Genomic DNA, 12,954 nt, shown 5'->3' on the forward strand with positions numbered 1-12,954 from the left:
TAATGTTGTTAGGCTGGGTGGCGCTTGCCACCTATGCCCAAACGGTCACAGGGTTCGCTTTTGGTCTTATCCTTATGGGAGGGGTTGTACTATCGGGTCTTGCGCCAGTCGCGTTGGTCGCTATTCTTATTAGTATTCTCAGTCTGTTTAACTGCTCGTTAGCACTGTATCGAAACATGGCGAATTTGGATCGTGAGATTGTGCTGCTATGTTCGTTAAGTGGCTTTGTCACACTCATCTTCGGGGTGTGGGCACTTGATGCACTAAGTAGCAATCACGTGCATTGGCTGCAGTTGATTCTCGGTATCGCGATACTGATCAGCAGCCTGATGCTGATTGTCCACCCTTTACCAAGAAAAAACAGAGCGAGCAGAGCGTCCTTTCTCTTCTTTGGCGGCTTATCTGGCTTCATGGGCGGAATGTTCTCAACATCGGGACCTCCGTTGGTATTTCACTTCTACCGCCAGCCCCTCAGCTTGGCTGTGATTCGTGACTGTCTTTTGCTTATTTTTGCTATCAATTCTTTGCAGCGTCTCGTCATTGTCGGTATTCAGGGACGCTTAAACGCCAGCATTCTATTATTAGCTACTGTCGCTATTCCGATCGTTGTGCTTTTTACTTGGCTAGGGCGACGCTATCCACCCCCTTTGACGGAAGCCAATTTGCGTCGAGTTGCTTTTTTACTGCTGTTTGCTTCTGGACTAAGCCTAAGTATTTCAGCGTTACTTTAAAGCCTGAGTAACGCTGAAACACTGATAATTATGGATAGGAAGCAGTGCTTCATGGCGCATGGCTAAGAATGGATGCGCGTAAGCTGCTTTGTCGTGGTAATAATTCAAAACCGATATCGATTCGCTTCTCTTGGGGAAGCCCCTTGATTCTGCGTAAGACACTTTGCGCTACTGCTTCGCCAATTTCTTCTCGAGGCGGGCGGATCGTTGAAAGCGAGGGAAGCGTACAATCGCTGAAATCCATATCGCCAAAGCCGATCATCGCAATGTCATCAGGAACTCGAATACCTCGCCTTTGAGCCTCGCTTAAAGCACCTAGGGACAGCATGTCGTTGGAAAATACAATGCCATCGATGTTTGGGTGACTGGTGATAAGGTCTGTAAATGCTCGGCTGGCAGCCTCTGCCATTCGTCCGAAACCGCAGTCGATGACGCGTGCATGCTGACTACCTAGTAGATCTCTAACGGCTTTTTCGCTTCCTCTGCAGCGCTGTTTTGCACGTTCATCGACACTCAAGCGTGTACCAATGAAGGCGATACGTTGACAGCCAGCCTCAATTAGATGACGGGCTTGGGTGTATCCCACATCGTGGTGAGAAAACCCTACCAGCGTATCTAATGGGTTGGAGCCTAGCTCCCACATTTCCACGACAGGCACGTTGGAGTTGTTCAGCATGCGTCGCGTTTCTCGACTATGAGTCAACCCCGTTAACACCATGGCACTAGGTGACCAGGATAAAAACGTTCTGACTGCGGCTTCCTCTTCCGATTCCTCGTAGTCACTGTGGCCTAACAGCAGCTGATAGCCCTGAGCGCCGAGTGTTTTTTGCATGGTATTAACGGTCGAGGCGAAAATCGCATTGACCATAGAGGGGACAACCACACCAATGACGCGCGTGCGTGCGGCAGCTAAAGCGCCAGCCATAAGGTTAGGGACATAGCCAAGCGTGTCGATAGCACTCTGGATTCTTTTACCGAGCTGAGTAGAAACCTCATCCGGTTTACGTAAATAAAGAGAGACTGTGCTTGCCGAAACGTCGGCTAGCTTAGCCACGTCATTCATTGTGACACGCTGAGTAGAGCGCCTCGCGCGCAACTTATTAGACATGGAGGAAGGTTCCCTTTGCTTAATGCTATTACTAGACAGAAATCTATGTTTGCTGGCTTTTTAAGAGCGTAATTGTAACATGATTTTATGTTTTCCTAGCGCTCCGAGTATTTAGGTAAGCGAAAAAAGCCCCATGGAAAGGCTGTTTCCATGGGGAAGCGGGTCTAACAATGCTCAGTAAGCTAGATGTCAAACATCTAATCGCGCTAGTCTAAAACCATGTTTCTGCTTGCACTCCGAAGCTCCATTGGCCACCAGTGAATCCTTCGCTACCAAATGCATCACTGCTGTCGTAGCTATTTAGCTCATCGCTCCAGTCAGTGTAGGAGGCAAACAAGCGGATTTCTGGACGTTTCCAAAAGCCACCGACATCAGGTTTAAAAGTTGGTGCTATGGTGGCTTTGCCAAAACTACCGCTTACTTGACTACGACCTTTATAACCAGCAGGGTCTAGATCCATGTATTGGTAGCTAAGCTCGTACTGCATTTCAAAGTTATTAGTGATCTCGTTGGCGAGCCGAGCGTTGATCGTAGCCCAGCGGTAATCATCACCTTCTGCGAAGCGGTCTTCACTGACTTCAGCTAGTATTGATGGGGCAATGCGCCAGTTGGGTGATAAGTAGGTTGTGCCATATAACGCTAGTCGTGTTGCTTGTGCATCGTTTAGCAAATCGCCATTGGCACCAATGCGTTTCACTTCTGCACCCAGGCCCTGGCCGTGAAGCAAGGCAACTTTAAAGTTACCTTCCGACATTCCGAAGAAAGTGTCTCCGTGATAGGCGACCATACCATGTACACCGGTGTCAGCAGCGGTATTGTCATTGTCGAGCAAGCGCTCATCATTATCATTGGCTGAGATAGCATTGACCATAAACTGCCAATTACCGACATAGTTGTTACTACTTAGCGTCAGGCTATCGGTATCGCCAGTACCCGGATCGTCACGCTCTCCAACTTGGAAGTCGCTAAAACTGCGGCCATACAGAGCAAAGTTAGAACGCCAGTTATCACTGAACTTCATATCGTAAATACCGGCACCCGTGCCCGCTAAAAATACTACGTCCGTATCTAGCCAATGTATATCAAAAGTGTCACGGTCAATCCGCTTACCTGCCCATATAGCGGCATCTTCAAAGGCGCCTGTAAAGCTGGGTAGGTTATCAAGCTCAACATAAACTTGGCGCACATTGAGTTGAGACTCAGACGATGTCCAATCATTACTAGTGGTAACAGAGTCTGCAATAGCAACTCTAAACAGTGTGTTCGCACCGTTATCAAGTTGGCGCCGAAGATTGAACATCGCGTTAACGTAGGTGTCTGGCTCATTACCAAGTCTACCCACAGCCCCGCCTAATGGGCCGGCAGGCGTTACATATGGCCCACCACGGGTGCTCTTAGCTTGTTCATTTAAAAGCAACCCAGAGCGTGCATAGCCGCTCATCGATAACCCCTCATTGCCGGATGCACGACGCTCTAACGCAGAAATTCTGGTTTCAGTTTCATTATTCGTAGTGGCAGGCGGGCTAGTTTTTTGTGCTGCCAGTTCAGCGCGAGTGCTTTCTAGCTGTCGCTCTAGTTCAGCGAGCCTAGCTTCAATCGACGTTTCGTTTGCATGAACTGAGACTGAGGCCAGTGCGATAGCAGTAGCAAGAGGTATGGTTCTTAAGTAGTGGGGCATAACTTCGATCCTGTGGTGAATAGCAACGTTGTTGTTATGTTTTCGCAGCGCTACGATTGCACTATCGTAGCGCTACGAAAATGTATTGATAGTAGACTTTAGTCGTTGGCGGACAATTGAATATTGCGGTACTGAGATTATTTAAAAATAATTAGGAGTTTATTAATAATTTGTCACTATTAGCGTGATGGGAGATGCTGTTTCATTCTGTTTTATGTTGGCATTTATGTCTGATGAACTCTGGACTACATCATGAGACCAATACTGCGTTGGCTATTGGGGTGTGTCGCGTTGTTGTTGATGTTGCTGGCTGGGCCGATGTGGATGCTGGCGAGCAATCAAGTTGTTACTGATGGTCACTGGTCAACCCTTGACCGGTCATCAGCTGGCTTGGCTCCCGACCCTGCTAAGGTGCAAGAGGCCGTTGTTCAAGTGTATGCGGCTCGCGCTTATAGCTGGCGGGGGGCGTTTGGTGTGCATATTTGGATTGCTACAAAAACTGAAGGTGCCGCCGAGTATTATCTCCACCAAGTATTAAGCTGGCGGCGTCCTACCGTTGTTTCATCGGTAGATAGCCCCGATCGGGCTTGGTTTGGTCACCCACCTGAGCTGCTGGCTGATTATCGAGGTGATGATGCGGCACGATTAATACCTATCATTACCGATGCGGTGGCACGCTACCCTTACACGGACCTCTACCGAGTCTGGCCTGGCCCTAACAGCAATAGTTTTATTGCTTGGGTGATAAGGGAAGTCGAAGGCTTAGATGTTGCATTGCCGACAACCGCAGTAGGTAAAGATTATTTATTCAATGAAGTCGTAACCAGCGTTCCAAGCGGTACTGGTTATCAGCTTTCATTAGGCGGCGTGATGGGCATTATGGTCGCACGTGAAGAAGGAATAGAGATTAACGTACTGGGGCTGAGTGTTGGGCTAGATATTCAGCGCCCGGCATTGAAGCTGCCGGGAGTAGGGCGTCTTGGAATGCCTCCGAAGGTGATGGGGAGTAACGACTAATGGTCAGGCGTCTGATTAGCGAAGTATTTGTGGAGACATATTTTTTGATTTAGTATCTGTGGGCATATAAGTATGGATAGACGAGTGTAGTTAAAGTATGAGGTGCGTATGCAAACAGTCGGCAATATTATGCAGAACAAGGCCGCCGCTGCGGCTGGATTAAAAGCCGCTGTACGTATTTTGGATAAATGGCGAGCGACAGGCGAGCAGGGTGAGTCTATTTTACGAGTCTCCCACAGCAGCTATGCCCGAGCGCGACGGGGAGATCTGGCTGAGATCAAGCTAGACAGTGACCAGTTGGCACGAATTAGTTATTTGCTCAATATTCATGCGACCCTACGGATGTTGTTTGAGAACCCTGATAATGTTTACGGGTTCGTCTCCATGGCAAATTATAATCCTTACTTTAATGGGCGCACGCCGCTAGAGGTGATTGGCACTGGGGATTTCGCTGCACTCTATGAAACATTTAAACGTATTGATAGCTTGCGAGGCGCTCAGTGGTAGACCCGGTGGTTATAAACGTAGGTTCCTTACCTCTGTGCAAGCCAAGAGAGGTTGAGGGGTATCGTTTAGTCAATAGTAAGTTTCCTCCCATTGGGCTGTTTGACGATGTTGCTAACCTTGAAGAGTTCGAAGCGCTTTATGCCCTGCAGGCACTGACGAATCCAAGGTTGCGCAACGAGGCTGGCGATTTAGGGCTCATTCCTCACCACGAGATTCCCTTTGGTATTCGAGGTTGCTCTTATGCGACAGCCCCTTTTACCCACGTTAATCCGGATGGCTCTCGCTTTAGTGACGGTAGTTTTGGTGTGCTTTACATTGCCGATGAACTGCCAACGGCAATAAATGAGGTGCGGCACCACCAGGGAGCTTATTGGAAAAACGTACCATCGCTGCATTTTGAACGGTTTATCTTCCGTGGGCTTAAGTGCATTTTTGATGAAAAAGCGTGTTGTGATGGTTTAGTTCTTCAGGCGACCCATGCCATTTATGATGCTGACGATTACCGAGCAGCGCGCACGTTGGGCGGGGAGCTTCGTAAAGAGAAACGTGCTGGTCTGCGTTATCATTCGGTTCGGCAGCCAGGTGCCACTTGCTGGGCGTTAATGACGCCACAGTTCGTTAAGGACATTGTCCAGACCACTCATATTGAGATGATCTGGAACGGGCGAATAACCCAAGTGAATCGCCTCTCAGCGTTGCCAACTAAGTAAGTTCTGTAAGGCAATTATGATTGCCGCTGTTCAGTGAAGCGCTGCATGATGGCTAGGGTTTCATCACTTACATGATGCTCCATGCCTTCTGCATCAATACGCGCGGTGCTGTCATCGACCCCAAGGGCGCGCAAAAAATGCAGCACGACATTGTGGCGTGCCCGCGATGTTTCAGCCATCGCTTGTCCCTCTTCTGTTAAGAAGAGCGAGCGGTAAGGTTTGCTTGTCACTAAACCTAATTCGTTTAAGCGGCGAATCATTTTAGACACGGTCGCTTGACTGACGGCCATGCGGTTGGCGATATCAGCGGCACGCGCTTCACCACGATGACGAATTAAGTCCCCAATTAGCTCAACATAGTCTTCGATAAGCTCGGTTTCATGGGCATACCGCACCGTCTCATACTGTTTTGCATGCTGTTCCACGGGAGGGAGTGCATCGCCACTTTGACCGTGAGAAGTGGCTGTTCGCAGTTGTTCGTGATCACTCATTGGCAAAAAATATCAAGGTTAGTGGAAACGTTAATTGGTGATGGTAGCTCATTTTTTTGGATAATAGTTAGCCAAGGCTAAATTGTTTGCATAAAGCTTTTTTGTTGAGCTACAGTTACAATTATTGAAATCCTAGCACAACGGAGAGAAAGAATGACCAAGCGCTATATCAAACACAGCGTTAAGTACTTTGTTGGCATAGCCGTAGGGGCTGCGCTCACGTGGGGGATGTCGAGCGCTCAGGCCAATATGCTACATGAGCCGCCAATCAACATCGCCGTTACGTTCTCTGTGCTAGGTGATTTGGTTGAGAAGGTAGCGGGAGAGGACGCTGAAGTAACGGTCTTAACGCCAGTTAATGCTGAGGTTCACGAATGGGAGTTAACGCCAGATAATTTCGCGGCACTCGAAGATGCCGATATTGTGTTCTACAACGGTTATCAGCTCGAGCAGTGGATGGGACAAGTCAAAGCAACTATTACAGACGGTGTACCGATGGTGGCTGTAGCCGAAGCCTCTGGTTACCCAACACAATCAATTGTGACAGGTGAAATGGAGGGAGACGTTGATCCGCATCTGTGGATGGACCCTCGGGCTGCAAAAGCATATGTGCGCGTCATTGCAAACGCGCTTGAGGATTTATTGCCGAAACAAGCTGACAATATTCACCACCGGGCTGCGAAACTGAAAGAAGAGCTACATGCGTTGCATGTTGAGCTGCAAGAGGCGCTTGAAGTGATTCCGAATGATCGCCGGGTGTTGATCTCAAGCGAAGCCGCTTTTCTCTACTTTGCTGATGCTTATCATTTTGAGCACGATGGCATCTGGGGTACCAACGCTGAAACGGAAGGATCACCGCGCCAACTTATGCGTATTATTGATAAAATTAACGAGCGTCAGCCAGCTGCCTTGTTCTGGGAAAGTACTATTTCTGACCGATACGTGAGCAGCATTGCGCGGGATACAGGGCTTGCTGTCGCGGGCCCACTCTATGTCGATTCACTGAGTGAGCCAGGTGGGGAAGCGGCTGATTATTTTGCCATGTTACGGCATAACGTGGAGTTACTACGTCGCTATTTGGCAACAGAGTGATATGCAATGATTGAGTCTTGTTTAGGGAATGCAGCAGCGATTGAAGTGAAGGGGCTTTATGCCGCATATCAGCGGCAGCCAGTCTTAGAAGATATTCACTTGGCATTCCCTGTTGGTCAATGGACAGCGATTGTAGGGCCGAATGGCGCAGGCAAATCGACTCTATTTCACATCCTGACCGGCAGTATGAGGCCTCTACGCGGCCGTATTGAAGCGTTTGGTGATGAGATTGAACGGCACCGTAAAGAGGGCAGCATTGCCTACATGGCTCAGCGCGAGGCGATTGAGTGGGACTTTCCCATTTCGGTATGGGATACCGTGATGAGTGCTCGGTATGGCCATATGCGTCATGATCCTTTGTGGCGACAACTACTACCTGCGCGGTGGCAAGCGGCTCACCACCTCCAGGCCGTCAGGAAGGCATTAAGCGATGTGGATATGCTGGCCTTTGCAGATCGCCCTATTGGTGCACTCTCTGGCGGTCAGAAAAAGCGCGTGCTGCTTGCCAGAGCGCTTGCCCAAGAAGCCCGTATCCTGTTGCTTGATGAGCCCTTGGCGGGTGTTGATTCGCCCAGCGAGCAGCTTATTTTGGATGTTTTGAAGCGCGAACGTGAAGCGGGTAGAACCATTGTGATGGTCACGCATGATATGCCAGGTGCTCGTCGTTACGTGGATCATGTGGTGCTGATTAATCGCTTTATTCGCGGGGAAGGAACGCCTGAAGAGATGCTGAGTGATAGCAAGCTCGCTGAGTTAGCGGTTAGCTCTATTGAACAGTCAGCAAGTGATCATGCGTTGCGCGCCAACGCTGTTGCCATGATGCAAAAGTAATGGGCACACCCGAGATGTTACACACGTTAGATGCTTTCAGTAGTACGCTGGTTGGTGGATTAATCGCGGCACTTATGGTGCTGGTCAATCTTCTTCCGGACAGTATATCGGATGCTTTTCAATATGCGTTCATGCAGCGAGCGCTACTCACTTCGATGATGGTCGGCGCAATTTGTGGATTGCTGTCGTGCTATGTCGTGCTGAAACGGTGGTCGTTACTGGGGGATGCGATTTCCCATGCGGTGCTGCCTGGTGTTGCCATTGCCTATTTAGTGGGACTGCCTTTTTTTATTGGTGCCTTTGTGACCGGAGCATTAACGTCTCTGGGAATTGGAGCCATTGAACGCCATACGCGGATTAAGTCAGACGCAGCGATGGGCATTATGTTTACAGGCGCGTTTGCCCTTGGCATTGTTTTGATCAGCAAAATTGCCTCAAGTACACATCTCATGCATATCTTGTTTGGTAATGTGCTCGGCGTGCAGCACTCGGCGTTACTACTTACGTTAGCTGCCAGTATAGTGGCGTTGCTGGTGGTTTGGCTCGCGTTTAGGCCGCTGATGCTGTATGCCTTTGACCCTACCCAGGCTCAGGCATTGGGTTTTAATACCGGTGTTATCCATTACGGCCTGATCTTGTTGTTAACGCTTACCATCGTTGCCAGCCTCGAAACGGTCGGTATTATTCTGGTGGTCGCGATGCTGATTACGCCTGGTGCCACCGCCCATCTGCTAACGGATCGTTTTAAAACGATGCTATTAATTTCAGTGGCAGTGGGCGTCGGCTCAGCCGTGCTCGGGCTGTGGCTTTCGTATACTTTCGATGTAGCATCAGGCGGCACCATTGTTCTGGTCGCTACCAGCTGCTTCTTTCTTGCGCTGCTGCTCTCACCCAAGCATGGTGTTTTGATGCGCCAATGGCGTCATCGGCATATCGGAAGTGTTAATGATTAGCCAGCCATCCCAGTACCATTTGATGGTAATCAACGATGCCTAATACGCGTTGATTGGTATCGACTACTGGCGCGAGTGATAGCCCAAACTGGTCGAAAAGCCGGGCACAGTAGCGGACGTTCATTTCAGGACGTACGCTAACAACCGGTTTGCTCATGATTTCATATAGATTGATTCTTTCGGCAGGGCGATTAGGAGCCAGTACCTTCTTGGCTATATCTGAGGATAAGACAATTCCTAATTCGTCGTGCTCAGTACGCCGATTAATGATGATAACGCTGGCGCTGTGTTGGCGCATCAGTGTAATGCCATCTGCAACGGTCAGAAACCCATCCACAGACACATAATGAGAATGCATAACATCCCCTACCGTGTGTTCAGCAGCGTTTGGCTTGGCGATTGACATCTTAAGCTCCTTAGCTGAGAGGCTGATTTAGCGTGTCTGAAATCGATTTGATCTGATGCGCGACACCCACGGCATCTTCTACATCGAGCTGAAACGCAATACCCGTGCCGGGTGTTTCATCGAATTCGCCAACGCGGGCAATGGCTTCAAGAATAGCGCGGCTGATATGCTCTTCGACCAGGAATAGCAAAACATCACGTTGCGCGGTAATTTCCATGCCAAAAATGCCCCGTGCTTTTTTGAGACCTTCGCCCCGGGCATTGTTGATCACTGTTGCGCCTGTGGCGCCAGCGTCACGGGCGGCTTGTAGAATGTCGTCGCTTAATTCATCTTCGACTAATGCTACGATGAGTTTAAAGCGCATTATTATCTCCTTTACTAGGCGGCGGAGCTTTGCTGTATGAGAGGTGGGGCGTGGTTTGCTTGCGTTTATCTTTCCATTGAGCAATTTGGGCATAACCCATGACGGTAATAATGGGGAACAGGCAGGCTAATGCAATCATGCCAAAACCGTCCATTAGCGCACTGCGACCTGGTATCGATGCTGCTAACCCCAGCCCCAAGGCAGCAATGATGGGAACAGTAATGGTTGAGGTGGTAACACCACCTGAGTCAAACGCAAGCGGAATGATTGACTTCGGTGAGCGCAGGGTTTGAATGATGACTAAGCAGTACGCAGCAAAAACAAACCACTGAAGCGGCCAGCCCATGACAATGCGCCATGTTCCCAGCGTAATGCCAAATGCCATGCCTAAGGCTACCGCTATGCGTAGCATGAAAGGGTTAATGGTGCCGCCAGAAATTTCGCCTGCCTTAATTGAAACGGCAATCAGCGAAGGCTCTGCAATCGTCGTGCTTGCCCCAATGGCGAATGCGAATAGGTAGACCCAGTAGTAATCGGCCCAGTGCCGTTGTACACCCTGTTCAACAGCAGGTAAAAAGTCAGTATTGGTTAACTGAGAGGCCATTAGCTCCCCCATCGGGAAGAGCGCCTGCTCAAGGCCGACGAGAAAGAGTGATAGCCCAACCCAGACCATGAAAAAGCCTGCCAGCACTTGGGGCAAACGCTGTATGCGCTTGCGAATAACAATGTATTGAAAACCAAAAATAATAGCGGCAATGGGTAAAATATCGAGCAGCGTGTCCCAGAAAATCGTGAGTAATATCATTAGGTGCTTCCCGTCACTAAGCTAAGCCCAAAAATCCCAAACAGCAGCACGAAAATAATAGGCATCACCGATGCAAAGGCGATCAATCCAAAGCCATCAAGCATTGGATTGCGGCCTTTTATTGTGGAGGCTAAGCCTACGCCCAGAGCCGTTACTAGCGGTACGGTGATGGTCGAGGTGGTCACGCCGCCGGAATCGTAGGCAATGCCAATTAATTCGTTTGGCGCAAACAGCGTAAGCAGTAGCACGATGATATAACCAGCGATAATCATTAGATGCAGTGGCCAGCCTTTAAATATTCTCAGTACACCGACGACCACGGCGGTGCCAACTGATAAAGCAACAACCATCCTTAGCGTAAAGGCAAACGATGCCTGTGCAGCGCTCGTATCGGCAATTAATCCACTTTCTGATACGACTTCCCCAGCCCGAGCAGCCACCGCGATAAGTGCGGGTTCCGCAACCGTTGAGCCAAACCCCAGCGCGAAAGCAAAGATAAGCAGCCAAGCAACAGAGCCTTTTTTTACAAAAGCTCGCGCAAGGTTTTCGCCTAGAGGAAAGAGGCCTAGTTCAAGTCCCTTGATGAATAACGTTAATCCCACCACAACAAACACAAGACCTAGCACCAGATCCAATAGTGCGAGTGAGTCAGGCAGCGGCTGTCGAATGACGACCAACTGAAAGAACCCCATCACCAATACAACGGGGAGTAGGTCGCGTAGGCTATCTTTGAGCTGATTTGCAAGCGAATAAACTATATTCATCGAACGTTTACTTTCACCAGGGCGAGTTGTTGTAGGCTGATTGGTATGCGCTAGCCAGATCGTTTAACCATTAGTGTAAGGCAATAGAGTGAGCAACAGTGTGATTTGGCACAGGGTTTGAGCTTATCAGCAAAGCCGACTGCCCAAGAGCAACAACGTGCTATCCAGCGTGTGCCAACCCCACCAAGCAAGCATTAACCCACCTGCTATCAGCGTACTAATTAACAGCACAGCCGCCAACGGAATGTCGTATTTCATGAGGTCACCTGTTCGGTCGCTGAGCGCGTAAGAGGCTTTTCGCTAATAAACCAGTGCAGGGCAGCGGCAACAACAGAAAGGACAATGGCAATTTGCCATACAGTATTGTAGTGACCCGTTAGGTCATACAGGTAACCTCCTAGCCAGACACCCATAAAAGACCCCAGCTGATGAAATAGAAATACAATTCCACCTAGCATCGATAAATGGCGCACACCAAATACAGAGGCCACGATGCCGTTGGTCAACGGTACGGTTGAAAGCCACAATAGCCCGATAGCGATACCAAATAAATAGGCACTGGTCGTCGTAAGAGGGAGCGCAATAAACATCACAATCACTACGCCGCGAATGAGATATAGCCAGCTAAGCAAGCGCGGTTTCGACCAAAAGCCGCCCAGCCAGCCTGCGGTGTATGTGCCTACGATATTAAACAGCCCAACGAGCGCTAGCACTGTGGTACCTACCTGAACCGCAAGCCCGTTATCGAATAAATAGCCTGGCAGGTGAACCGCGATAAATACCACCTGAAAGCCGCATACAAAAAAGCCAATACACAATAGCCAAAAGCCTTTTTCGCCAGCCGCCTCATTTAGTGCATCACGCAAGCTTAAATCGCCCAGCGCCTTGGTCGTCGGGCGGTCTTTCAGCATTGCGCCAAGGGGAATCATTAAGGTGGCAATCGCCCCCATCGCGAGCAGCGCTGCTGCCCAGCCGAGCCACTCGATAAGTCCAAGCGTGCCAGGCAGCATGGCGAACTGACCAAAAGAACCCGCCGCACTGACAATGCCCATCGCCATGCTGCGTTTTTCAGGTGCTACCGCACGTCCTACTGCGCCCAGAATAACCGAAAACGTTGTGCCGGAAAGGCCCAGCCCTATCAGCAAGCCAGCGCTTACCGTCATGCCCAGCGCGGTACTGGAAAGGCTCATAAAGCACAAACCCAGTGTGTAGAGAATGCCGCCGATGACAATAATTCTGGCTGCCCCGAAACGGTCGGCTAATGCGCCAGTGAATGGCTGAGAAAGGCCCCAGATAAGGTTTTGCACGGCGAGAGCAAATGCAAACACGCCGCGCCCCCAGCCAAAGTCGCTGCTCATCGGCTCAAGAAAAAGTCCAAAGCCATGGCGAAGCCCCATGGCAGTGGAAATAACCAAGCTTGCTAACAGTATGAGCAGAAACGTGTTGTGTCGTGTGATAGCCATTTCAGGTCTCGTTATTTTTTAGGCTTAACGTTCG

Annotated in this window: 16 protein-coding genes; 7 read left to right on the top strand and 9 right to left on the bottom strand. The window is 49.7% G+C overall.

Annotated features, from left to right (window positions below; all coding sequences use genetic code 11):
• Positions 1-2: 2 nt before the first annotated feature.
• Positions 3-731, top strand: a complete 729-nt coding sequence (locus tag HZS79_RS02135) for a sulfite exporter TauE/SafE family protein (protein ID WP_238401431.1) — start codon at positions 3-5, stop codon at positions 729-731.
• Positions 732-780: 49 nt separating this feature from the next.
• Here the strand turns inward: HZS79_RS02135 and HZS79_RS02140 are convergent, their stop codons facing one another.
• Positions 781-1,839, bottom strand: a complete 1,059-nt coding sequence (locus HZS79_RS02140; RefSeq protein ID WP_179926939.1) for a LacI family DNA-binding transcriptional regulator — start codon at positions 1,837-1,839, stop codon at positions 781-783.
• 211 nt (positions 1,840-2,050) lie between these two features.
• The gene (locus tag HZS79_RS02145; protein ID WP_179926940.1) at positions 2,051-3,517 is read right to left on the bottom strand and encodes a carbohydrate porin; all 1,467 of its coding nucleotides are present in this window, start codon (positions 3,515-3,517) and stop codon (positions 2,051-2,053) included.
• A gap of 252 nt (positions 3,518-3,769) precedes the next feature.
• On the opposite strand from HZS79_RS02145, the gene HZS79_RS02150 reads away from it, so the two are divergent.
• From HZS79_RS02150 to HZS79_RS02160, 3 genes are all read left to right on the top strand, one after another.
• Positions 3,770-4,534 (top strand): DUF3750 domain-containing protein, encoded by a 765-nt coding sequence (locus HZS79_RS02150; RefSeq protein ID WP_162218454.1) that lies wholly within the window; start codon positions 3,770-3,772, stop codon positions 4,532-4,534.
• Positions 4,535-4,642: 108 nt separating this feature from the next.
• Positions 4,643-5,041: an antitoxin Xre-like helix-turn-helix domain-containing protein gene (locus tag HZS79_RS02155; protein ID WP_162218453.1), complete on the top strand. Its 399-nt coding sequence runs from the start codon at positions 4,643-4,645 to the stop codon at positions 5,039-5,041.
• Between the two features lie 5 nt (positions 5,042-5,046).
• A complete protein-coding gene (locus HZS79_RS02160) occupies positions 5,047-5,751 on the top strand; it encodes an RES family NAD+ phosphorylase (RefSeq protein WP_340159008.1) in 705 nt (234 codons plus the stop codon).
• Between the two features lie 14 nt (positions 5,752-5,765).
• On the opposite strand, the gene mntR is transcribed toward HZS79_RS02160, so the two are convergent.
• Positions 5,766-6,242 carry a manganese-binding transcriptional regulator MntR gene (gene mntR / locus HZS79_RS02165; protein WP_162218451.1) on the bottom strand — a complete coding sequence of 159 codons (477 nt, stop codon included), beginning with the start codon at positions 6,240-6,242 and terminating at the stop codon, positions 5,766-5,768.
• A 228-nt stretch (positions 6,243-6,470) separates the two neighbouring features.
• Here mntR and HZS79_RS02170 point away from each other — a divergent pair, with 228 nt between their 5' ends.
• The 3 genes from HZS79_RS02170 to HZS79_RS02180 are packed head-to-tail and all read left to right on the top strand — an operon-like array spanning position 6,471 to position 9,118.
• Positions 6,471-7,334, top strand: a complete 864-nt coding sequence (locus tag HZS79_RS02170; RefSeq protein WP_371829560.1) for a metal ABC transporter substrate-binding protein — start codon at positions 6,471-6,473, stop codon at positions 7,332-7,334.
• A 6-nt stretch (positions 7,335-7,340) separates the two neighbouring features.
• Positions 7,341-8,165, top strand: coding sequence for a metal ABC transporter ATP-binding protein (locus HZS79_RS02175; protein WP_162218449.1), 825 nt, complete (start codon positions 7,341-7,343; stop codon positions 8,163-8,165).
• A gap of 14 nt (positions 8,166-8,179) precedes the next feature.
• Positions 8,180-9,118: a metal ABC transporter permease gene (locus HZS79_RS02180; protein ID WP_238401430.1), complete on the top strand. Its 939-nt coding sequence runs from the start codon at positions 8,180-8,182 to the stop codon at positions 9,116-9,118.
• Here HZS79_RS02180 and HZS79_RS02185 read toward each other — a convergent pair.
• From HZS79_RS02185 to HZS79_RS02205, 6 genes are all read right to left on the bottom strand, one after another.
• Entirely contained in the window at positions 9,108-9,524 is a 417-nt protein-coding gene (locus HZS79_RS02185) for a CBS domain-containing protein (protein WP_162218447.1), read from the bottom strand. The two genes, HZS79_RS02180 and HZS79_RS02185, sit on opposite strands and share 11 nt — an antisense overlap.
• A gap of 10 nt (positions 9,525-9,534) precedes the next feature.
• Positions 9,535-9,888: a P-II family nitrogen regulator gene (locus tag HZS79_RS02190; protein WP_162218446.1), complete on the bottom strand. Its 354-nt coding sequence runs from the start codon at positions 9,886-9,888 to the stop codon at positions 9,535-9,537.
• Entirely contained in the window at positions 9,878-10,693 is an 816-nt protein-coding gene (gene umpB, locus HZS79_RS02195) for a Na,Li,K/H(+) antiporter subunit UmpB (protein ID WP_162218445.1), read from the bottom strand. Before umpB ends, HZS79_RS02190 begins: the two co-directional genes overlap by 11 nt.
• Positions 10,693-11,457: a DUF1538 domain-containing protein gene (locus tag HZS79_RS02200; protein WP_162218444.1), complete on the bottom strand. Its 765-nt coding sequence runs from the start codon at positions 11,455-11,457 to the stop codon at positions 10,693-10,695. Before HZS79_RS02200 ends, umpB begins: the two co-directional genes overlap by 1 nt.
• Before the next feature lie 126 nt (positions 11,458-11,583).
• Complete coding sequence (locus HZS79_RS16865) at positions 11,584-11,715, bottom strand: hypothetical protein (RefSeq protein WP_281373425.1); 132 nt, start codon at positions 11,713-11,715, stop codon at positions 11,584-11,586.
• Entirely contained in the window at positions 11,712-12,920 is a 1,209-nt protein-coding gene (locus tag HZS79_RS02205) for an MFS transporter (protein ID WP_179926942.1), read from the bottom strand. Before HZS79_RS02205 ends, HZS79_RS16865 begins: the two co-directional genes overlap by 4 nt.
• Positions 12,921-12,954: the final 34 nt, after the last annotated feature.

The sequence above is a fragment of the Vreelandella zhaodongensis genome (assembly GCF_013415115.1).
GTDB classification, from domain to species: Bacteria; Pseudomonadota; Gammaproteobacteria; order Pseudomonadales; family Halomonadaceae; genus Vreelandella; species Vreelandella zhaodongensis.